Source organism: Myxococcus sp. AM010 (assembly GCF_013372585.1).
Lineage (GTDB): Bacteria > Myxococcota > Myxococcia > Myxococcales > Myxococcaceae > Myxococcus > Myxococcus vastator.
The window spans coordinates 1-21,222 of record NZ_JABXEO010000081.1 but is presented as its reverse complement, the minus strand read 5'-3'; the positions used below and the strand labels follow the sequence as shown (position 1 = coordinate 21,222).

General features: G+C 70.5%; 16 protein-coding genes and 1 pseudogene. 11 read left to right on the top strand and 6 right to left on the bottom strand.

Features of this window, described 5'->3' with window-relative positions; all coding sequences use genetic code 11:
• The first annotated feature begins 80 nt into the window (after nt 1–80).
• Genes HV826_RS28995 through HV826_RS28980 form a run of 4 tightly spaced genes read left to right on the top strand, consistent with a single transcriptional unit; the run spans nt 81 to nt 4,435 of the window.
• Complete coding sequence (locus tag HV826_RS28995) at nt 81–2,306, top strand: S41 family peptidase (protein WP_255208517.1); 2,226 nt, start codon at nt 81–83, stop codon at nt 2,304–2,306.
• Nucleotides 2,307–2,366: 60 nt separating this feature from the next.
• Nucleotides 2,367–2,975 carry a CAP domain-containing protein gene (locus HV826_RS28990; RefSeq protein WP_255217474.1) on the top strand — a complete coding sequence of 203 codons (609 nt, stop codon included), beginning with the start codon at nt 2,367–2,369 and terminating at the stop codon, nt 2,973–2,975.
• Nucleotides 2,976–2,987: 12 nt separating this feature from the next.
• Nucleotides 2,988–3,578 carry a DUF350 domain-containing protein gene (locus HV826_RS28985; protein ID WP_176420228.1) on the top strand — a complete coding sequence of 197 codons (591 nt, stop codon included), beginning with the start codon at nt 2,988–2,990 and terminating at the stop codon, nt 3,576–3,578.
• Nucleotides 3,575–4,435, top strand: coding sequence for a hypothetical protein (locus HV826_RS28980; protein ID WP_176420226.1), 861 nt, complete (start codon nt 3,575–3,577; stop codon nt 4,433–4,435). Before HV826_RS28985 ends, HV826_RS28980 begins: the two co-directional genes overlap by 4 nt.
• Before the next feature lie 12 nt (nt 4,436–4,447).
• Here the strand turns inward: HV826_RS28980 and HV826_RS28975 are convergent, their stop codons facing one another.
• Nucleotides 4,448–5,215 carry a tRNA(His) guanylyltransferase Thg1 family protein gene (locus HV826_RS28975; protein WP_176420224.1) on the bottom strand — a complete coding sequence of 256 codons (768 nt, stop codon included), beginning with the start codon at nt 5,213–5,215 and terminating at the stop codon, nt 4,448–4,450.
• Complete coding sequence (locus HV826_RS28970) at nt 5,205–5,675, bottom strand: ATP-binding protein (RefSeq protein WP_176420222.1); 471 nt, start codon at nt 5,673–5,675, stop codon at nt 5,205–5,207. Before HV826_RS28970 ends, HV826_RS28975 begins: the two co-directional genes overlap by 11 nt.
• A gap of 266 nt (nt 5,676–5,941) precedes the next feature.
• Between HV826_RS28970 and HV826_RS28965 the strand changes: the two genes are divergently transcribed.
• The 5 genes and pseudogenes from HV826_RS28965 (at nt 5,942) to HV826_RS28945 (ending at nt 15,446) form a co-directional block, all read left to right on the top strand.
• A complete protein-coding gene (locus HV826_RS28965) occupies nt 5,942–8,251 on the top strand; it encodes a S8 family serine peptidase (protein ID WP_176420220.1) in 2,310 nt (769 codons plus the stop codon).
• Nucleotides 8,252–8,339: 88 nt separating this feature from the next.
• Nucleotides 8,340–9,675, top strand: a pseudogene (locus HV826_RS28960) (AAA domain-containing protein).
• A gap of 470 nt (nt 9,676–10,145) precedes the next feature.
• Nucleotides 10,146–11,000 (top strand): alpha/beta fold hydrolase, encoded by an 855-nt coding sequence (locus HV826_RS28955; protein WP_176420218.1) that lies wholly within the window; start codon nt 10,146–10,148, stop codon nt 10,998–11,000.
• Nucleotides 11,001–11,229: 229 nt separating this feature from the next.
• Nucleotides 11,230–14,226 (top strand): choice-of-anchor D domain-containing protein, encoded by a 2,997-nt coding sequence (locus HV826_RS28950; RefSeq protein WP_176420216.1) that lies wholly within the window; start codon nt 11,230–11,232, stop codon nt 14,224–14,226.
• Between the two features lie 104 nt (nt 14,227–14,330).
• Entirely contained in the window at nt 14,331–15,446 is a 1,116-nt protein-coding gene (locus tag HV826_RS28945) for a serine/threonine protein kinase (RefSeq protein ID WP_407938442.1), read from the top strand.
• An 8-nt stretch (nt 15,447–15,454) separates the two neighbouring features.
• On the opposite strand, the gene HV826_RS28940 is transcribed toward HV826_RS28945, so the two are convergent.
• The 4 genes from HV826_RS28940 to ttcA all read right to left on the bottom strand — a co-directional run bounded on the left by HV826_RS28940 (nt 15,455) and on the right by ttcA (nt 18,378).
• On the bottom strand, nt 15,455–15,817 hold the full coding sequence (locus HV826_RS28940) for a GFA family protein (protein ID WP_176420211.1): 363 nt from the start codon (nt 15,815–15,817) through the stop codon (nt 15,455–15,457).
• A 65-nt stretch (nt 15,818–15,882) separates the two neighbouring features.
• Nucleotides 15,883–16,707: a phosphate/phosphite/phosphonate ABC transporter substrate-binding protein gene (locus tag HV826_RS28935; protein ID WP_176420209.1), complete on the bottom strand. Its 825-nt coding sequence runs from the start codon at nt 16,705–16,707 to the stop codon at nt 15,883–15,885.
• A gap of 13 nt (nt 16,708–16,720) precedes the next feature.
• The gene (locus HV826_RS28930; protein ID WP_176420208.1) at nt 16,721–17,545 is read right to left on the bottom strand and encodes a TerB family tellurite resistance protein; all 825 of its coding nucleotides are present in this window, start codon (nt 17,543–17,545) and stop codon (nt 16,721–16,723) included.
• Nucleotides 17,524–18,378, bottom strand: coding sequence for a tRNA 2-thiocytidine(32) synthetase TtcA (ttcA, locus tag HV826_RS28925; protein ID WP_176420207.1), 855 nt, complete (start codon nt 18,376–18,378; stop codon nt 17,524–17,526). Before ttcA ends, HV826_RS28930 begins: the two co-directional genes overlap by 22 nt.
• A 65-nt stretch (nt 18,379–18,443) precedes the next feature.
• On the opposite strand from ttcA, the gene HV826_RS28920 reads away from it, so the two are divergent.
• A complete protein-coding gene (locus HV826_RS28920) occupies nt 18,444–19,613 on the top strand; it encodes a ribonuclease D (RefSeq protein WP_176420206.1) in 1,170 nt (389 codons plus the stop codon).
• A 44-nt stretch (nt 19,614–19,657) separates the two neighbouring features.
• Entirely contained in the window at nt 19,658–21,208 is a 1,551-nt protein-coding gene (locus tag HV826_RS28915; protein ID WP_255217472.1) for a M1 family metallopeptidase, read from the top strand.
• Nucleotides 21,209–21,222 lie beyond the last annotated feature (14 nt).

The following is a 21,222-nucleotide window of genomic DNA, read 5'->3' as shown; positions in this document are numbered from 1 at the left end:
GCACCCCACGATATACCGGTGGGCTCCCGCCGTTCCTCCCCGGGCAAACGCGCTCCCCACACCCGGAAGAGAGCACCGGCATGACGATGCCCCAGCCCGAAACGACGAAGCCTGGAACGCCTCCCACGCCCACGCTCGCCACGTGGCTGCTCGCGGCGGCCTGTGCCTTCCACACGGCCTGTGGGGACGACCCGCCCCCAACCGAGCCGCCTCCGCCCCAAGCCCTGGACTGGTGCCCCCGCATCACGCCCGGCTCCAGCGGGATGTCCTCGTCCGCCCTGGCGATGTCCAACGCCCACGCCCTGGTCCGCTTCTTCAGCCCCGGCAGCCACTACCGGGAAATCGACGCCGCGCTCGCTGGCGCGATGGAGGGGTCCACCGTCGACTGGAACGGCGTGGCGCGGGCCTATGCGGAGGCACTCGATTCGGTCTGCGCCCACGAGGCCACCGCCTCCGCGGACCTTCCCGTGGTCCAGGTCGAGCAGCACGACACTGTCGCCGTCATCCGTCCCGGCACGGGTGAGCCCGTCCTCCCAGAGGGCACGCGGGCCGTCGCCATCGACCTGCGCGGCCTGCCCGACGCCCCGGGGCTGGAAGAGGCCCTGACCCGCGCCATCTCCGTCGCCAGCAGTCAGCCGGTGCCACGCGTCTCCGCGCGCGTGCGCGTCAACGACGGCATGACGGACGAATACAGCGCCCAGAGTTTATACAGCAACACCACGGACCTCCTGGCCGCGCCGGACTACCCCGCCTCGGGAGCGGTGGACCTGCCGGTGGCGCTGCTCACGGGCCCCACGCTGCCGCCCGCGGCGGCGCGCTTCGTGGTCGACCTGCGCACGGCGCGGCGAGCCTGGCTGTGGGGTGAGCCCGTCGCGACCGCCGTCGCCGAGTCGCGCTGGGTTCCCCTGGCGGCCCAGGGCCTGTCGATTCGCACGTCGCGGCTCGAGGACAGCACCGGCCCGCTTCCCGACCAACTCCCCGCGGACCGGGCGCTGGCCGGCGCCCTGGCCGACAGCCTGAGCGAGCTCCCCACGCTCGGGACACCTGCCGCCCTGGACCGGAGCGCCGCGGTCGCTCGCACGGGCATGACACAGCGCCAGCGCCCGACGGGTACGACGGCGCAGGTGGCGCAGACGGTCGGCATCGCGCGCGCGTCGCTCCTCATCACCCACGGCGCCGTGCGGCGCTTCTTCCCCTACTTCCATGTGGTGGGGGACGGCATCGACGCGCGGCTGGAGGAGACGCTGGCCGCGGTGGACGCCACGCCCGTGAGCCAACTCCAGACACTTCAGCTCCTGCGCCGCTTCGGCGCCGTGCTCCAGGACGGGCACGTCTTCGTCTCCGCGTCACCGTCTCCCTTCATCGGCGACCTCCCCGCGCTGCTGGAGGAGGTCGCCGGAGGAGACGTGGTGGTCCGCCGCTCGCTCGTCCCGGAGCTCCAGGCGGGCGACACCCTGGTGCGCGTGGGCGACCGCTCCACGGCGGAGTGGTACGCGGAAGAGCTCTCCCGCACGTCCGCCGCCACCCACGGCTACCGGCACGCCCTGGCCACGCGAAGGCTGCTTCAGCTGACAGGGCCCCTGTCGCTCGTGATGCGCGCCATGGATGGCACCGAGCGCACCGTGCAGGCCCGACCTTGGACTGGCGCCAACCTTGGCGCGGCGCTCGGCTACTCCCCCTCGCGACGCGCCAGCGGCTGGCTGGGCGACGTGGGCGCGCCGACGCTCTACTACATCACCATGAGCAGCGACGTGACGACGGACCTGGGCGCCGCCCTCCAGCACCTCGACACCGCGTCAGCCGCCCAGGGGCTCATCGTGGACATGCGCGGCTACCCCGGCTTCAGCCACTACGACTTCACCCGGCATCTCATCCAAGGCCCCTACGTCAGCCCCCTCTTCCGCGTGGGCCGCTGGACGGGCCCGGACGCGCATGAGGTGCGCGAGAGTCAGTACGCCTTCACCGGAAGCACGACGCGCGCATACACGGGGCCCCTGGTGCTGCTCGTGGGGCCTCGCTCGGTGTCCGCGGCGGAGAACTTCTCCACCATGCTCGTCGGCGCGAACCGCGTCCGGGTGGTGGGACAGCGCAGCGCGGGCACCAACGGCAACATCACCAACCTGCTGCTCCCCGGCGGCTTCCGGTTCATGTACACCGGAATGGAAGTTCTTCGTCCCGACCGCTCCACATTCCATGGCGTGGGAATTGTCCCGGATGAAGAGATTGTACCCACCACGGAAGACTTCGCGACGGGCAGAGACGCGGTGCTCTTGAAGGCCATCGACGTGCTCCAGGCACACGAATAGACGCTTGCCCGCGTGTGAAGCGGCAGGATGGCGCTCCTCACCCCGTGGAAAGGAGCAGTCATGAACGCACGTTTTCTTGCTGTCGCTGTCCTGGGTGCCGCGATGTTCACCGGCTGTGGTGAGCCGGAGCCCCCCACTGAGACGCCCGCTGGTGGAGGCGTTGTCATCCCGCCGGTGGAGACGCAGGGAGGGTCCTCCACCGTCACCGCCGCCGCGTATTGCGACGACGTGGCGACGTGGAACGCCGCGTGGACGGACCTGGAGGACCAGGTCCTCGTGCTCGTCAATCAGCGCCGCGCCGCCGGGGCCGTCTGTGGCGGCGTGGCCAAACCGCCCGCGCCCCCGCTCAGCAACAACGCCCAGCTGCGGTGTGCCGCGCGCAAGCACTCCAAGGACATGGGCACCCACAACTTCATGAGCCACACGGGCTCGGACGGCTCCACGCCCTGGCAGCGGATGAACCAGGCGGGCTACACGTACCGCAACGCCGCGGAGAACGTCGCGGCCGGCTACTCCACGGCCCTGGCCGTGGTGAACGGCTGGATGTCCAGCACCGGGCACTGCAACAACATCATGAACCCGGCGCTCCTCGACATCGGCGTCGGCTACTTCAACGCGCCGAGCAGCACGTACCGGCACTACTGGACGCAGGCCTTCGGCCGGCAGTAACACCGGGCTAGAGTGTGTGGCCGGGCGCTCATCCAGGGCGCCCGGCTCGCCTCGCTCGTCATGGACCTCCTCCTGCTTTTCGTCGGTCTCATCAAGGTGGTGTTCGGCGGCCTCGTCGCCGCGCTGGGCATCTGGCTCGCGCTGCGCGGCCTGAGCCGCATCCTCGGCGCCAACCCCGCGGAGGAGCTGCGCCAGGGCAACGTCGCCGCCGGCCTCGTCCACGCCGCCAGCCTGGTGTCGCTGGGCCTGCTGGTGCAGCACGCGGTGCAGGCCACGTCGGACGCGCTGGACCTCACCGTGCAGAATTCGACCCTGCAGCTGCCGGTCGTGGGCCGGCTGGTCGCGGTGGCCGTCCTGCACGTGGGGCTCTCACTGGGCGTGGGCGTCACGGTGCTCGGCACGGGCGTGCTGCTGTTCGACCGGATGACGCCGGGCATCGACGAGCTGGCGGAGGTGCGCAAGGGCAACGTCGCGGCGGCGCTCATCCTCTCCGCAATCCTGCTGGTGCTGGCGCTGCTGACCGCCCCGGGACTCCAGGCGGCGCTCAACGGGCTCATCCCCTTCCCCCAGCTCCCCGAAGGGACGCTGCGCGCGCCCGCGTGAAGACGTTCTTCAAGTGGATGCTCGGCGTGGTGGGCCTCGCCAGCTGCTTCTGCTGCTGTGGCCTGGGCACGCTGGGCCATCTGGCGAGCATGGACATCGCGCCACCCGAGCCCAGGCAGCCCAGCGGCGCCCGCGCGGTGGATTTGGGGCTGGTGCTCCTCCCGCCGGGCACCTCGCCGCGGCGGGCCCGGGATTACGACTGGCGGGCGGACAGCATCCAGCCCCCCGAGCACCACGTCGCCTACGGCCTGGGGACGGCGCTGGCCCAGACGCTGGCGGATGAGCACGCGGCGCTGGGCCGCCGGCTGCACTACCACTCACTGGGCAGGGAGCGCTTCTCGTTCAACGCACCTCCCGGCTGTAGCGCCGACATGCGCTGCATCTACGAGGAGCTGATGCGCACCAACGCCGAGCCCGTGCGGAGGCTGGGTGACACGTTCGTCGCCTCCATCCGCGCGCGGAGGCTGGATGCCGCGCAGGCCACGCAGCTCATCCTCGGCTTCGTGCAGCGCATCGACTACGAGCTGCCCGAGCACGAGGCCTTCGGCATCGTCCCCCCGGCGCTGGTCCCCGCGGAGAATCGCGGCGACTGCGACTCCAAGGCGGTGCTCGCGGTGATGCTGCTGCGGCAGGCGGGAGTCGACGCGGTGGTGCTGTACTCCGACCCGCTGTCCCACGCGGCGGTAGGCGTGGGGCTGCCCGGCAAGGGCACGGCGCTGCGCTACGCCGGGCGCAGCTACCAGTACGCGGAGGTCACCGCCCAGGGCTGGCCGCTGGGCATGATTCCGCCCCAGTACGACAAGCCCCGGCTGTGGAAGGTGCTGCCCCTGAACGGGGGCCCTGACACGGCGGGCTGACGCCCCTGGGGCTCAGTCCGCCTCGGCACCTGGCGCCGCGAGCAGGCCCCGCACCAGGTGCTCATAGGACTCCTTCATGGGCAGCTCGGACTCCACCTTGAGCCGCCGCCGGAGCGTGTGGGTCCGCCGGCCATCCCGTGGGTCCACGCCCTCTTTCTGGTACGCCTCCCACCACACCCCGCTTCCACGCCGCTGCCACAGGGGCACGTCGTTGAAGTTGATGCCGCGCTGGAAGAGGAGCTCGTTCTTGTAGCTCACCGGCTTGCCGTCCAGCTCGCGGGTGGCCTGCGCCGCGCTCCGGCCCTCCTTGCGCAGCGTCCAGTAGCACCAGCCATGCAGCGAACACCGGCTGCCGTCCGCCTGCCGCCAGAGGAAGTAGTCCAGCACCGCGCGCTCCGAGGCGCCCAGCCAGGCGCGGCCATCGAACACCGCCGGGACCCCCGCCGCATGCGTGAAGGTGGCGCTGGCCAGGCCCGCGGCCAGGGACACCACCTTCTCGACGGAGCGGTCGAAGAGCGCCCAGTCCGGCCGGAAGAGCACGGAGATTTCGTCGCTCTGCGTGTAGGCGTAGACGCCCTGGAGCTCCTCCAGCATCACGCTGGCGGTGCGCACCATGAACTGGTGGAACACCGGGTCGAAGGGCTTCTCGTAGCGGGCCTCCGTGAAGCGAGAGAAGCCCCGCCCATCCACGCGCAGCACCACCCAGGCGCCCGGCAGCATGCGCTGGTTGTGGAACACCTCGCCCTGCCTTGCTCGCGCCGCCAGCTCCTCAGGGTCCATCGGGTTCCTCCACCCAGGGTTGGACGCGAAGGCCACCGTCGGCGGCCAGCGTCACGTAGAACAGCGCGTCGAAGCCCTCCTCGAGCCGGGGCCGCTCGAGCTGCTTCACGGTGGCGCGCAACGCCACCTCCGGCACCCGGGCACGCCCGTCACGCAAGGCATTGCGAGCGAGGCAGTCCTCCAGCTTCGACGCGAAGTAGTAGCCCATGACTCGGGCCTGATACTCGCGCCCCAGGGCGATGAGGGGCGCGCGCACGTCCGCGGAGGGATTGGTGTTGTCCACCACCACCGACCGGCCCGCCGCCAGCGCCTCGGCGATAGAGCGGCGCTGGCGGGCCTCCTTGCGCACGGCGTGGGGCCACAAATCCTTGCTGACGTGCACATGCGTGGCCGCGAAACGCCGCCGGTAGAGGCTGCTCTTGCCCGAGCCCTGCAAGCCAACGAAGAGAACCAGGTCCATGACGTGCGGCTCCGGACGCCCCGCGTGAGAGGGCCTGACAGCGACGGCCCCAGCCATAACGCTGCCACGCGAAAAAGACAGTCAACCCGATACATCTGTCGCGTCCCGTGTGTCGGCAGAACGTCACGAATGCCTGTCATTCCAATGAACTCCCAGACTTGGGCATGCATTGACACACTCACATCAAGCAGATTAACAAGCATATCTAGCTTTTCGAGGATTCAAGCGTTGTGCCGTACGGAAGTCCCTCTCAAGGAGACACCGCCATGCGTCTGCCGTCCTCGTTGTCCCCGCTGTCCCTCCTGGCCCTCGGTTGGGGCTTGTCCGCGCCCGTCACGGCGCTCGCCGCGAACACACCGGACCTGCGTCCGGGCGTCATCCGGAGCACCGCGGCGCTGGGCCCCGCCCGGGTCCTCACCGGCGCCGAGGTCGAGAAGGCTCGCCTCGCCGCGGGCGTCGACCGCGCGGCGAGCGGCGCGTATGCCCTTGCCACGGGCGCCGGGCATGTCTTCCACCGGACGGCCCAGCCCATCCATGCGCTGAAGACGCTCGACGTGCCGCGCGCGTCCGTCCAGCTCCACACCTGGCAGGAGGAGACGGCGGACGGCAGGCGCCAGGACTTCTTCGCCTACAGCCAGGGCGGCGTGGCGCTGCTGGGCCGCGTGCAGGCGACCGAGTACCTGGTGCGGCTGGAGCACGCGCGGTTCGACCCGCTCAAGGGCGCGCAGCCCCTGGTCGCGGGCCTGCTCACCGCGGACGCCAGCAACACCCTGCACCTGGTGCAGTTCCACGCCACGCCCCTGCCGGAGTACCGCGACGCCATCAAGGCCGCGGGGGGCAAGGTGCTGCGCTTCCTCACGGACCACACGTTCCTCGTGGAGATGAACGCCAGCGCGCACAAGCGCGTCGCCGGGCTGCCCTATGTCCGCTGGGTGGGCGCGTACCATCCGGAGTACCGGGTGGAAGGCGTGCTGCGCGAGTCCCTCCAGGGCCGCGCGCTGAAGCTGGAGCCGCAGCGCTACTCCATCATGGTGGGCGAGCGCGGCGCGGCGCGGCAGGACGAGGTCGCCTCGCTGGTCCGCGCGCTGGGCGGCACGGTGGAGCTCATTGAAGCGGGCGGCCTGCGCGTGGAGGCCACCCTCACCCAGTCTCAACTGGAGCGGCTGGTGCGCTCCAACGCCGTGCAGTACGTGGACCGCTGGGGCGGCCCGGGTGAGCTCGACAACAACAACGTCCGTCAGGTGGGCGGCGCGACCTACCTGGAGGGCCTGGAGGGCTTCACGGGCCAGGGGGTGCGCGGCGAAATCTTCGACACCGAGCTGCGCACCACGCACCAGGAGTGGGCGACGGCGCCCCTCATCCACAGCACGAGCACCACGGGCAGCTTCCACGGCAGCGCCTGCTACAGCATCAACTTCGCCCGGGGCGTGGATGCGAACGCCCGCGGCCTGCTTCCCTCCGGCCAGGGCATCTTCTACCGCTACAACGAGTCCTCCCAGTTCGGCGGCCCCAAGTCCCGCTACGACATCAACCGGGAGCTCATCGACCCGTCCGGGCCGTACCGCGCCGTGTTCCAGACGTCCAGCGTGGGCAGCGCGCAGGTGACGGGCTACACCACCATCTCCGCGGAGGTGGATGACTACCTGTTCCAGTACCCCATCCTCAGCACGCAGTCGCAGAGCAACACCGGCAATCGGAACTCGCGGCCACAGGCGTGGGCGAAGAACATCGTGTCCGTGGGGGGCATGTACCACTACGACAACACCAACCGCGCGGATGACCGGTGGAACGGCGGCGCCAGCGTGGGCCCGGCGGCGGACGGCCGCCTCAAGCCGGACCTGTCGTACTACTACGACTCCATCCGCTCCGCGTCGAACTCCAGCAACACGGCCTACACCAACTTCGGTGGCACCAGCGCGGCCACGCCGCAGACGGCGGGGCACTTCGGCCTGCTGTTCCAGATGTGGCACGAGGGCGTCTGGGCGGGCTTCGGTGGTGGCGCGGATGTCTTCGCCAGCCGTCCGAAGATGGCCACGGCGAAGGCGCTGATGATCAACATGGCGCACCGCTACAACTGGCTCGCGGGTGGCTCCAACGGCGACCTGACGCGCGCGCGGCAGGGCTGGGGCACCGCGGACGTGAAGCGGCTGTATGACCGCGCCGCCGTGACGAGCATCATCAACGAGACGGACCGGCTGCTCCCGCTCGGCACGAACACGTACCGCGTCGCCGTGCCCGCCGGACAGAAGGAGCTCAACGTCACCATGGTCTACACCGACCCCGCCGGCACGGTGGGCGCGGCGCAGGCGCGCATCAATGACCTGTCGCTGCGCGTGACGTCTCCCTCCGGCGTCGTCTACTGGGGCAACAATGGCCTGACGGCGAGCAACGTCTCCACGTCGGGCGGCGTGTCGAACACGGTGGACACGGTGGAGAACGTGTTCCTCCTCGAACCCGCCGCGGGCACGTGGACCGTGGAGGTGATTGCCGACGAAATCGTCGAGGACGCGGACCTGACGACGCGCGTGGTGGACGCGAACTACGCCCTGGTCGTGAGCGGCGGCAAGATTCAGTAGGCCTGGGTCGAGCTGAAGCAGGCGCCGGGCCGGTGCTCCCTTCGCGGGAGTGCTGGCCCTGGCCCTGCCCCAATGGCATGACAGGCCCATGCCCCGTGACGTCTCCTTCTTCGACCAGCTCGGCTCGCTCCTCGCCCAGGAACGCGAGGCGGAGAGAGCCCGCCTGGCCGCGCTCGCCCAGAGCCTCTCGCTGCATGAGCGCGAGGAGCACGGCCTGTCCGTCCTGGACCTGGAGTCCATCGAGGAGGAGGTCGGCCTGGGAGGCCGCTTCCTCGTCACCCTGGGCCGCGCGGCTCCAGGAGCACACCCTGGACATCGTCGTGGAGTCCCACCCGGACCGCGCCGTCTCCCGCGACCTCTTCGACGAGGCCTACTCCCTGCTGGGCTACGCGCGCCGCCAGCGCAACCAGGGCCGCAGCCGCGCGCGCTTCGCCAACGCCCGCGCGTCCACCTCCGAGGCCAAGGGCATGCTCGACGAGGCCCGCGCCCTGGAGCGCAAGGCCGTGAAGTCCGTGCTCGCCAACGCGGACGTCCTCTGCGTGACGCTCTCCAGCCTCGACTCCGGCGTGCTCTCCGGCCAGCAGTTCGACCTGGCGCTGCTCGATGAGGCCACGCAGGCCACCGAGCCTTTGGCGCTGCTCGGCTTCCTGCGCGCGCCCCGCGTCATCCTCGCTGGCGACCCGCAGCAGCTCCCGCCCACCGTCCTCTCCCAGGAGGCCGCGAAGGCCGGCCTGGGCGTGAGCCTCTTCGAGCGCCTGCTCAAGGACCACGGAGAGGGCGTCAAGCGCATGCTGCGCGAGCAGTACCGCATGAACGCCCGCATCATGGACTTCCCTTCACGGGAGATGTACGCGGGCGAGCTGCGCGCCCACCCCTCCATCGCGGACCGCACGCTGGACGCCGTCCTCACGCCCGGCGCGGACGTGGACGCGCCCCCCGTGCTCTACCTGGACACCGCCGGCAAGGGCTTCGACGAAGAAGTCGAGCCCACCACCCGAAGCCTCTTCAACCCCGGCGAGGCCGGACTGGTGGAGGCCCGCGTGCGCGCCCTGCTCGCCGCCGGCCTGTCGCCCCGCGAGCTGGCGGTGATTACGCCCTACAGCGCCCAGGCCCATCAGCTCCGCGAGCGCATCGAGGCGCTCAGCCCCGAGGTGGAGGTCGACACCGTCGACGCGTTCCAGGGCCGGGAGAAGGACGCCGTCATCGTCTCCCTCACCCGCTCCAACAGCGAAGGACAGCTCGGCTTCCTCACCGACCTGCGCCGCATGAACGTGGCCCTCACCCGCGCCCGCCGTCACCTCTTCGTCGTGGGCGACTCCGCCACCCTCAGCGGGCACCCCTTCTACGCCCGCTTCGTCGAGGGCACCCAGGCCACCGGCGGCTACCGCTCCGCCTGGGAGTGGCCCGACGCCCAGGACACCTGACACCTCGGGTTGTAACAGGGTAAAGGCAGACCCGCCCTGGGGCACTACGCAATCAATGCGAGGCTTTCCGGCCAAATTTGTCGCAACCGTGCACAATTTTTGTCACCCCGCTCGACAGGCGAGGTGGGGCGGTGCCGGAAATTCGGGGCCTTGAGGCCTCTCCACCAGTGCGGCATGAAACATGCTCCTCCCCGCGGCGGGGAGGAACCGCCACATGTCCCAGCAGGCGAATGTCACGAAGGAAAACGACGTCTGGGTTCTCCGTATCGAGAAGGACAACGGCAAGCAGCAGGAGTACCGCTGCGCCACCGAGAATCAGGCGCGCCAGCTCGCGATGGTTCTCTCCCGGCCCGACACGGGGGGGCCGCCGCGGCCGCCCCCGGGCCCCGCTGAACGCGCGCCGCGTCCGGGCGTGGATGACGGTTCTCCCGGGCACGTGAACCGGGTAAGGCACGGGGCAGGAGGCTCCCGTGTCCAACGCGCTCGAATCCCTCACTGTTGATGCCGAAGGCCTGGCGCTGCATGTCCGGCAGCGCCCCGCGCCCGGCGCGCCCGCCGTGCTCTTCCTGCATGGCTGGCTGGACCATTCCCACAGCTTCGACGCCCTCCTCCCTCACCTGCCCCCAACGTGGCGGCTGGTGCTGCTCGACTTTCGGGGCATGGGCCGCAGCGCCCACGTGGGCCCCGGCGCCACCTACCAGTTCAGCGACCACGCGCTCGACGTGGAGGCCACGTTGGACGGGCTGGGCCTGGACGCGGTGCACCTGGTGGGGCACTCGCTGGGAGGCATCGTCTCCCAGGCCTACGCCGCCGCCCGCCCGAAGCGCGTGAAGAGCGTGACGCTCATCGAAAGCCTGGGCCCCGCTGGCGGGCCCGCGGAAGGGGCCCTGAGCCGACTGCGCAGCGCCCTGGATGACGCGCGCCGCCCGCCCAACCGCAAGCGCTACCCCACCGTGGAGGCCGCCGCCGCGCGGCTGCTGGAGAACAGCCCCACGCTGACGCAAGACGCGGCGCTGTACCTCGCCCGGCACGGGACGGAGCCATGCGAAGGCGGCTTCGCCTTCACCTTCGACCCGCGCCACCGCCGCCGCTTCGGCATGGGTTACGACGAGGCCCAATGGATGGCGCTCCAGGCCGGAATCACCTGCCCGCTGCAACTCATCCTCGCCACCGGCGGGCTGCGCCACGACGAAGCCCTCATGCGCAACCGGACGCAGGCGCTCCAAACCCTCGCCCAGCCACCGCTGCACCTCCCCGGCGGGCACCACGTCCACATGGAGCAGCCCGAAGTGGTCGCGGAGGCGCTCATTCGCTTCATTCGCTGACACCCACCCACATTCCCTCACCGACAGAAGGACGGGAAAGTCTTTCACCCTCCAGAGTATCGCCCTTCCTCTTTGCCCACCTGACGACACCCACCTCACGCCAACCTCCTGAAATCAGGAGGACGCCCCCTTGCTCTCTGGGTTGGTACGCAAATTGATTAGGGAGCAGGCGGCGGATCACGCATCGGGCCCAGCCGGTGGGTGTGGGGAGAAGGGTGGGGAGCGGGAAATGAGGATGGGGCTGACAGGGCGTGGACTCACACTGGCGTTGCTCGTAACCGTCGGGACGGCGTGCCACGAGGGGGTGGAGACCCGCGCGGTGCAGGCCACCGCGGTGGTGGACACGAACCTCCTCGACTTTGGCGACGTGCCCGTGGGCGAGTGGCGGGAGCGGGAGGTCCGCATCCGCAATGTCGGGTACGTGCCCTTCTCCGCCCTGGACGCGCTGGGTCTGGCCAACAACCCCTCCTATGAAGTGGAGCTGGGCGAAGGCGGCGAGCGGGTGATGCCGGGCGAGTCCCACGTGGTGCACGTCCGCTTCCACCCGCTCACCGAAGGCCTGGCGATGGAGACGGTGCACGTCAAGACGGACGCCAACCAGGGCGCGGAAGCCCAGGTGCAGGTGATGGGCATGGGCACGCCCACCCAAATCGGCGTGGAGCCGCCCTTGCTGGACTACGAGACGCTCGAGGTGGACAGCGAGCGCACGCTGGACGTCACGGTGACGAACCCCGTGGACCTGCCGCTGACGCTCACGGTGGCGGGCACGCACGCGGACCCCTTCACCGCGGACACCATCACCATTCCCCCGCTGTCGTCGCGCAAGGTGAGCACCCGGTACCTGCCCCGCGCGCTGGGGAGCATGGGCGCGCGCCTGGAGATTCTCTCCTGCGAGGGCTGCACGCCGTCCACCGTGGAGCTGAAGGGCAACTCGGTGGCCTCCGCCTTCGAGTTCGACCCGGCGCCCGTCCCCTTCGACCTGATTCCGGTGCATGAGCGCACGCAGTCGTACACACGGGCGCGCAACATCACCTGGCGCCCCGTCACCGTCGAGCGGCTGGTGACCAGCGACCATGCCTTCGTGCCAATCTCCCGGCCGGAGGGCTCCTCCGTCGGGCCGGGCGAAGTCGTCGAGATGCAGATGGAGTTCGCGGCGCGCTTCTCCGGTCCCAACGTGGGCGACCTCACGGTGCACTACACGTCCGACAAGGCGCGCGCGTCGCAGGTGATTCTGGACGCGCGCGGCGGCCGGCCCACGCTGGCGGTGACGCCGGTGTCGCTGGACTTCGGCGAGGTGCCGGTGGGCGGCAAGGTGGAGCGCGTCATCCGCATCTCCAACGCGGGCACCAACGGCAACCTCCAGTTCGTCGGCGTGGCGGCGGGCGGCGACAGCCCGCAGTTCAGCGTGGACGTGCCCACGCGCGGCACCGAGGCCTATCCGTGGAGCGGCGGCGTCTGGCCCGTGCTGGAGACGACGCCCGGGCTGCCCATTGCCCCCGGCGCCGACGCGCTGGAGCTGAAGGTCTACTTCGAACCCACCGCGGCGGGCACGTGGACGGCCGCGCTGCGCGTGCGCTCGGATGACATGTTCAACCCGGAGCGCGAAATCATCCTCACCGGCCGCTCGCGAGCCACCGCGCCGTGTGTGTACGAGCTGGTGCCGCAGCCGGTGATGGACTTCGGCAACGTGACGCCGGGCCGGGGCGCGGTGCTGGGCTTCCAGTTCCGCAACCCCGGCAGCGCCGAGTGCGCCGTGAAGGACATCCACATCAGCAATGACGGCGGCGGCGTCTTCTTCATGCCGGGCGGCCGGCTCACCGGCGGCGTGGTGCAGTACGACACGGGCTTTGGCGCCATGGTGGCCTTCCGGCCGCAGGCGGAGGGTGACTTCACCGGCGAGCTGCAGCTGACGGTGAGCAACCCGGCCGCGCCCACGGTGCGGCTGCCCCTCAAGGGCGTGTCCCGGCAGAGCTGCCTGGTGGCGACGCCGGCCTTCGTGGACTTCGGCCCCATCCGCTACGACTGCGCCGCGGCGCCCCGGAAGACGTACGTGGCCAACCGGTGCAGCAGCCCCATCACCGTGACGGGCGCGGACATCGGCAACGGCACCAGCAACCAGTTCTCGCTGGTGACGCCCATGACGGCGCCCGTCACCCTGGCGCCGGGCGAGGGCTTCGAGCTGGAGGTCGGCTACGCGCGCAACGTGCATGGCCAGCACTTCAGCCCGCTGTACCTGCGCACACCCAATGAGCCTTCACCCTTCCTCGTGCCGCTGCTGGCGGAGACGAACCACGAGGGCATCCAGGTGGACCGCTACACGCAGGGCACCGACAGCCAACTGGACGTCCTCTTCGTGGTGTCCAACACCACCACCATGCAGCAGTACCAGGACCGGCTGAAGGCGGCGATTCCACAGTGGCTGCAGCTGGCCCAGACGAACGGCGTGGACGTGCGCGTGGGCGTCACCAGCACGGGCCTGGTGGCCCGGGGCCCCCAGTGCGGCGGCGGCGCCAATGGCGGCGAGGCCGGGCGCCTCTTCCCGGTGGACGGCAGCCGGCCCCGCGTGGTGTCCAGCACCAGCGCCACCGCGGCCGCGGACCTCCAGGCCAACCTGGGCGTGGGCATGTGCCACAACCTGGTGCAGGGCCTGGAGACGATGCGCCAGGCGCTCTCCGCGCCCCTGTCCGAGCAGGTGGACGACTTGCGCACCCCGCAGCCCAATGACGGCAACGCCGGCTTCGTCCGCGCGGCGGCCCGCATGGCGGTGGTGGTGGTGGCCGACGAGGACGACAACTCCGGCTTCGGTCCGGAGAGCTACATCCAGTTCCTCCAGACGCTGAAGGGCACGGGCATGTCCCACCGCAGCCAGCTCTACGGACTGGTGCCCACCGACTCCGGGTGCGCCACCGCGGGCAGCGGCTCGGACCGCTTCACCGCCGTGGCCAACGGCACGGGTGGCCAGGTCGCCAACATCTGCGCCCAGAGCTACGACGGGCTGCTGGAGCAGGTCATCCAGCGCGCCGGAGAGCCGCAGGCGGACTTCCCGCTCACCGCGGCGCCCACGGGCCTGGGGGAGATGGGCGTGCGCGTCCAGGGCCAGCCGGTGCCCGCGACGCAGTGGCTCTACGACGCGGAGCAGAACGCCATCGTCTTCCAGCCCGGGGCCATCCCCCTGGCCGGCCAGTCGGTGGAGGTCCGCTACCGCAGCGTCTGCGCGGCCCCGTAGGCCCGGCGAGGAGGTCCGGGGCCCCCCCGACAAAACATGGAAGTCACGGTGTTACAGGAAATGATGCGCCGTGGACTTCCGTGCCCCCACCCGGCGCGGCTATCGTGGCGGACGTCGTGGAAATATTCGGCCGCTACGAGCTGCTTCGGAAACTCGCCATTGGCGGCATGGGCGCCGTCTACCTCGCCCGGCAGAAGGGGCCGGTGGGGTTCCAGAAGCTGCTGGTGGTGAAGCGGCTGCTGCCCCACCTGTCCGAGGACGACGAGTTCATCGACATGTTCCTGGACGAGGGGCGCATCGCCGCGCACCTCAACCACCCCAACATCGCGCAAATCTACGACTTGGGAGACGTGGACGGGCAGTACTACATCGCCATGGAGTACGTGCATGGCGAGGCCGTGGGTCCCCTGGGCGCCCGGGCCCAGCAGCACGGCATCACGATTCCCCTGGGGCTCAAGTGCCGCATCATCGCGGACGCCGCCGCCGGCCTGGACGCGGCCCACAACGCGCGCAGCCCTTCGGGCCGGAAGCTGGCGCTGATTCACCGGGACGTGTCCCCCCAGAACGTGCTGGTGGGCTTCAACGGCGGCGTGAAGCTCATCGACTTCGGCGTGGCCAAGGCGTCCGGGAAGCTGTCCCAGACGATTGTCGGCACCATCAAGGGCAAGCACGCGTACATGTCCCCGGAGCAGGCCCGGGGTGAGCCGCTGGACTCGCGCTCGGACGTGTTCGGCCTGGGGACGGTGTTCTACGAGCTGCTGACGCAGCAGCGCCTCTTCAAGCGCGAGACGGAGCTGGCCACGCTCAAGGCGGTTGTGGGCACGAAGATTGTCCCCCCGTCGGAGGTGGTGCCAGGGGTTCCCAAGGCGCTGGACGCCATCGTCTTCAAGGCGCTGGCGCGCAAGCGGGATGAGCGCTTCTCCACGGCGGGTGAGCTGCAGCTCGCGTTGGAGGAGTTCCTCCTGACGGAGAAGCTGCACGCGACGACGGCGCACCTGGCGGCCTTCATGCGGGGCATGTACGCGGAGGAGCTGGAAGAGGACCGCTTCGCCACCGAGCCCACCGTCATCAACTTCGACCCGCGTCAGGCGGCCAGGGTCCAGAATGCCCGGCCCGCCGCCCCGACCCGGCCGCCGGCCGCCGCGCCGGGTGCGAAACCCGCCCCGGCGAAGCGGCCTCCACCGAAGGGCCCCGGCGGACAGGGCGACGGCGGCAAGTAGCCCGAGGGCTAGAAGCGCCTCCCGTCCACCTTCATCACCGGCAGGCCGTCCAGTTCCACGCCGTCCAGGCAGCGGACGTTGATGGCGCGCATCTCCTTGCCGTCCGGCATCGTGCCCTTGCCGAAGGAGCGGACCCCGCACGTGCCACAGAACAGGTGGTGGATGGCCTTCTTGCCGAACTGGTAGTCGGTGATGTGCTCGGCGCCTTTCTGGAGGTTGAACTGCTCCGCGGGGGCGAAGGCCAGCAACATGCCCGTCTTGAGACAGATGGAACAGTTACAGGAAACCAGCGGTTGGCTCAGGTCCAGGCTCACGTCGTAACGGACCTGACCACAGTGACAACCACCCTCGTAGCGCTTGGACTCAGACATGCGCGCATCCTGCCCCAACGCGCGCGGGGGGAGCGGCACGAAACGATGACGCCCGGCAGGCGCGGCTACAGGCTGGCCAGCGCCACGCGGTACAGCGCGCGGTAGCCCATGCGCGGCGCGGCTTCGAAGCGCTCCGCGTTGAAGATGTCCTTCAGCAGCGCCTGACCGTCTGGCGACGACTGGAGGCTCAGCAGCGTGGACTCCAGCGCGCTCACCAGCTGCGGCTGCAGCCCCATGGCCACGGGGACACCGTCGTTGGGGGCCTCGTCGGTGTACGCAATCAGCTCGAAGCGCCGGCCGGCGCCCGCGCCCAGCACGTCCTCCACGCCGGTGGCGAACGTCAGCCCCGTGGACGCCGGCGGGCAGAAGACGCTGGTGACGTCCGCCTTGCCGTCCAGCACCGACTCCAGCGCGCCCTGGTACGAGCCCGCGAAGTGCTGCGCGAAGAAGGCCCGCGTCGGCTCCAGGCCCTGCGTCTTGAGGTAGGCGGTGGGCAGCAGGTAGCCCGCCACCGAATCCCGGTCCACCCACGCGGCGGTGGTGCCCTTCAGCCGGTCCACCGTCAGCCCCGCGCCCGCACGGCACACCAGGGCGGACCGGTAGGACGACATGCCCCGGCGCACGCCGCGAACCACCACGCGCACGCCCATGGCCTCCATGCGCGCGCAGACGAAGGGCGGGGCCCAGGCCGCGTCCGCGCGTCCGGAGAGCAAGTCCTTGGCGAGCGTCTCGTAGCTGGACGCGACGCTCACCTCCACCAGCTTGCCCAGGGCGCGCTGGAGGAACGAGGCCAGGCGGTCTGCGCGCTCTCGCGCCGTCTCGCTGCCCAGGGAGGGGGGCAGCCCGAACCGGAAGGAATGCCGGGGCGTCGAGGGGGCTTGCAGGGTCATACGACCCCCCTAACTACCCCTCCCTGCCCAGGCGCGCCACTTCATCGTCGGCCAGGCCGAAGGTGGCCTGGAGCATATCCAGGATTCGCTGCTCGGGATGGCTCGGGGCGCCCCCCGCGTGGGCAATCTTGGTGGCCAGCCGGAAGGCCTTCACCCGCTGGGCGTGCGTCGTCAGGCCGTGGGCCAGCACCTGGAGCCGCTGGGGCAGGCCCTCGGCGGCCAGGGCCGACACGGACTCGCTGACGAAGTTCTGGGCGCGCTCGGGGCTGACGTTCTCGAAGAGGGGGTCCGCCGCGAAGCTCTCCACCAGCGCCCGAGCCTCCGCCTCCTGGAGCTTCCCGTCCGCGGCGCTCACCAGCACCATGACCTCCGCGAACAGGCGCTCCAGCGGCTCGCCCAGCGCCTCCGCCAGGCTGCCGCCGTTCTCGATGACGTCGATGATTTGCGCCACCTCGTCCTCGGAGATGCCCAGCGCGGCCTGGAACGTCTTGAGCAGGCCCAGCTCGTCCCGCGTGGCGCGCTGGTCCGCCAGGGCCACCGCCGCCGCCAGCCCGAAGGCCAGCATCCGGTTCTTGTGGTCCGGCAGCCGGCGCCGCAGCGACGCGAGCACGTCCTCCAGATTCCTGGCCTCCGACAGCCGCGCGGCGCTGGTCTCCACCAGGGCGTTGAGCTCGTCCGGGCGGGTGCCCTCGAACTCCGGGCGCTCCAGCACGCGGCTGAGGAGCGTCTGCATCTCCCGCTGCGAGACGCGCCCGTCGGCCATCGCGGCCAGCAGCATCGCCTCCACCAGTGCGCCGTTGCGGTCGTTCCGCGCCTTCACTGCCTGCTCTCGAGCCATGGGCTGGCGCTCCCTTGAGTGTCCTTCGGTTCGGTCGTCGTAGCCCCTGCCTCGCTGGCGTGCAGCGGGTCGGGGTTGAGCGTCTTGTCCAGCAAATGGCTGGGCCGCACGTTCGCCATGGCGTTGAGGACGCTCTGGCGGACGTTGGGAATCTCCTTGCCCAGCTCCTCCATCAGCCGCTGCATCCGCTTGCGCTGGAGGTTCTCCTGCGTGCCGCACAAATCGCACGGGATGATGGGGAAGGCCATCAACTCCGCGAACTTCGCGATGTCCTTCTCCGGCGCGTAGCACAGCGGGCGGATGACCACGTTGCGCCCGTCATCGCTGCGCAAGAGCGGCGGCATCGCCTTGATGGAGCCGGCGAAGAAGAGGTTGAGCAGCAGCGTGTGGATGAGGTCGTCGCGGTGGTGGCCCAGGGCAATCTTGGTGCACCCCAGCTCCACCGCCGCCGTGTAGAGGATGCCGCGCCGCATGCGCGAGCACACCGAGCACTGCGTCTTCCCCGGAGGCGTCTTCTCCAGGACGATGCTGTAGGTGTCCTCCTTCAACAGCTTGTACGGGTAGCCCTCACGCTGGAAGTACGCCTCCAGCTTGTCCGCTGGGAAGCCGGGGTGACCCTGGTCCAGGTTCACCGCCAGCAACTCGAACTTCACGGGTGCGCGGCGCTGGAGCTCCCGCAGGAGGTGCAGCATCGTGTAGGAGTCCTTGCCTCCGGACACGCCCACCATGATGCGGTCCCCGTCCTCAATGAGGCGGTGGTCCGCGATGGCTCGGCCCATGTGGCCAAGCAAACTCTTTTCCAGGCGCTGGACGTCGTTCATCGGCGCGGCCATCCTAGCGGCGGCCCGGGAAAAAACACCTCAATCCCAAGGCCCGGTCCGCTAGCCTGCCCCCCGCAATGCCGACCTACCCGCAAGGTGCCGTTGACGTAGTAGACGCCTCTGGAGAAGAGCGGGCGACCCGCACGCTGGAAGCCGCGCGCGAAATCGCCGTGGACCTGGAGGCGGACTCCATGCACGCCTTCCGCGCCCGGCTGTGCTTCCTCCAGCTCGCCACCGACGACCAGGTCTTCCTGTTGGACACGCTCCAGCCGGGCGTGGTGCCGGGCATGCTCGCCCCGCTGATGGCCGACCCGGCGCGCACCAAGTTCTTCCACGCCGCCCAGGGCGACCTCCAGTTCCTCGCCGAGGTGGGCGTCCGGGTGCAGGGCCTCTTCGACACCCACCGGGCCGCCACCCTGCTGGGGTGGCCCAAGGTGGGCCTGGCCGACCTCGCCCGGGAACGGCTGGGCGTGGAGCTGCCGAAGGAGCACCAGCAGTCGGACTTCTCCATCCGCCCCCTGCCCCCGGGCATGCGGGAGTACATCGCCAATGACGTGCGCTACCTGTGCGAGCTGGGCCGCCAGGTGCGCGACGCCTGCCGCGAGGCTGACATCCTGGAGGAGGTCCTCCTGGACTGCGACCGCCTGTGCGACGAGGCCGTGGCGCGCCCCGACGTGGGCGCGGACTTCAAGCCCAAGCTGCCCCGCGCCGGGCTGAACCCCACGCAGCTGACGCTGGCCCACGCCATTGCCCACGCCCTGCACCGCAAGCGGCTGGAGTGGGCGGAGCAGGACAACGTCCCCATGGGGCGGATGCTCTCCAACATGGCGCTGGGTGACATCGCGGTGAAGCTGCCCACCAACCCCAAGGAGCTGGCGCGCATGGCCGGCGTGCGGGGCTCCTTCATCCGCACGCACGGGGAGGAGCTCCTGGCCGTGGTGCGAGAGTTGCTGGAGAAGTCGCGCCGGGGCGAGCTGGCCCCGGAGCGCGAGCCCAAGGGCCCCAAGGACGCCAACAAGCGCAAGCGCGAGGAGGCCCTCAAGCTCTTCCGCGTGGAGAAGGCCACCGAGCGAAAGGTGACGCCCAGCGTGGTGCTGACCAACCCGCTGATGGACGCGCTGGCCTCGCAGCCCCCGAAGGACGTGGAGGCGCTGGCGCACGTGCCCTACTTCGGGGAGAAGCGGGCGCGGCTGTACGGCCCCGCGCTCATCGAGCTGCTGGCCACCTACCCCGTCCTCAACGCCTGAAGTGACGTCGGGGCCGCGACCTGCTCGCGGCCCTGACGCCAGTCATGGAGAATGTCCGCCCGCGCGCCCCCTTCGTGCCGCGGCTGGAGCTGCTCCCGGTGCGCTGCCGACACTTCCTCCTCCCGCTGCTCGTCCTCTGCCTCGGCGCCTGTGCGGGCTCGCGGCCCCCGGCCGCCCCCACGCCGTCCGCCCCTGTTCGCCCTGTCACGCGGGCCGCGACACCCGAGGAGGCGGCCCCCGTCCTCACCCCACCGGGCCTGCGGCTGTCCCCGGCCGTGCGGCCCGTGCGGCAGACGGTGACGCTGGAGCTGGACCCGCGGCGGGAGCTGTTCAGCGGGACGACGGACATCGAAATCGAGCTGCCCCAGGCCACGCACGAGGTGTGGCTGCACGGAGAGGAGCTCTCCGTGAAGGACGCGGCCTTCATCGTGGCCGGCGCGCGGGTGAGGACCTCCACGCTGCCCATCGGCGACATGCTCGTCTTCCTCCCGCGTGAGGCGGTGGGCCCCGGCACCGTCATCCTGCGCGTGGCGTACACGGGCCGGGCGCGTGCCCGGGAGAGTTCGGGCGTCTACCGCGAGTTGGACGCGGGGCGCTGGTACACGATGACGCAGTTCCAGCCGCTGGCCGCGCGGCGCGCCTTCCCCTGCTTCGACGAGCCCGCGTTCAAGATTCCCTGGCGGCTCACCCTGCGCGTGCGCGAGGAGGACGGCGCCTTCGCCAACTCACCGGTGGAGGCGGAGACGCACGGGCCGGATGGCTGGAAGACGGTGCGCTTCCAGACGACGCCCCCGCTGCCCTCCTACCTGGTCGCCTTCGCGGTGGGGCCCTTCCAGGCCGTGGACGCGGGCGTCGCGGGCCAGCGCCGCGTGCCGGTGCGGATGCTGGTGCCGCGGGGCCGCGCCGCGGAGACGGCCTGGGCCGCGCGGGCCACGCCCCCGCTGCTGGAGCAGTTGGAGACGTGGTTCGGCACGCCCTACCCCTACGCGAAGCTGGACGTGCTGGCCCTGCCCGGCACGCAGGGGGGCGCCATGGAGCACCCCGGCCTCATCACCTTCAGCGCCCCGCTCATGCTGGGCCCCGTGGAGGGGGACTCCCTGTGGCGCCAGCGCTACTTCGCGCTGACGCAGGCGCACGAGCTGGCCCACCAGTGGTTCGGCAACCTCGTCACGCCCGCGTGGTGGGATGACCTGTGGCTCAACGAGTCCTTCGCGGACTGGCTCGCCTACAAAGTCGTGACGCAGTGGAAGCCCGAGTGGCGCGGAGACGTGCGCCGCGTGGAGGCGCGGGGTGATGCCCTGGTGGAGGACCGGCTCGTCAGCGCGCGCAGCGTCCGGCAGCCCATCGAAGTGCCGGGCGACGTCCACTCCGCCTTCGACGGCATCACCTACAACAAGGGCGCCGCGGTGCTGGCCATGTTCGAGTCCTGGGTGGGCCCCGACGTCTTCCAGCAAGGCGTGCGGCGCTACCTGGACGCCCACGCTAAACCGAGGTTCGTGATTCTCGATCAGGTCGGAGAGCAGACGGGCGCGAAGCGAACGGGAAGAAAGAGCAGGGGCACCTCCCGTTCGGCTCTGTGTGCGCAGAAGACCTGAGAGCGAGAAGGCCC

Bases quoted from the DNA above. Each gene is read 5' to 3' on its own strand.
- HV826_RS28995 (WP_255208517.1), top strand. From the start codon at position 81: ATGACGATGCCCCAGCCCGAAACGACGAAGCCTGGAACGCCTCCCACG.
- HV826_RS28990 (WP_255217474.1), top strand. From the start codon at position 2,367: ATGAACGCACGTTTTCTTGCTGTCGCTGTCCTGGGTGCCGCGATGTTC.
- HV826_RS28975 (WP_176420224.1), bottom strand. From the start codon at position 5,215: ATGGACCCTGAGGAGCTGGCGGCGCGAGCAAGGCAGGGCGAGGTGTTC.
- HV826_RS28970 (WP_176420222.1), bottom strand. From the start codon at position 5,675: ATGGACCTGGTTCTCTTCGTTGGCTTGCAGGGCTCGGGCAAGAGCAGC.
- HV826_RS28965 (WP_176420220.1), top strand. From the start codon at position 5,942: ATGCGTCTGCCGTCCTCGTTGTCCCCGCTGTCCCTCCTGGCCCTCGGT.
- HV826_RS28950 (WP_176420216.1), top strand. From the start codon at position 11,230: ATGAGGATGGGGCTGACAGGGCGTGGACTCACACTGGCGTTGCTCGTA.
- HV826_RS28940 (WP_176420211.1), bottom strand. From the start codon at position 15,817: ATGTCTGAGTCCAAGCGCTACGAGGGTGGTTGTCACTGTGGTCAGGTC.
- HV826_RS28935 (WP_176420209.1), bottom strand. From the start codon at position 16,707: ATGACCCTGCAAGCCCCCTCGACGCCCCGGCATTCCTTCCGGTTCGGG.
- HV826_RS28930 (WP_176420208.1), bottom strand. From the start codon at position 17,545: ATGGCTCGAGAGCAGGCAGTGAAGGCGCGGAACGACCGCAACGGCGCA.
- ttcA (WP_176420207.1), bottom strand. From the start codon at position 18,378: ATGGCCGCGCCGATGAACGACGTCCAGCGCCTGGAAAAGAGTTTGCTT.
- HV826_RS28920 (WP_176420206.1), top strand. From the start codon at position 18,444: ATGCCGACCTACCCGCAAGGTGCCGTTGACGTAGTAGACGCCTCTGGA.
- HV826_RS28915 (WP_255217472.1), top strand. From the start codon at position 19,658: ATGGAGAATGTCCGCCCGCGCGCCCCCTTCGTGCCGCGGCTGGAGCTG.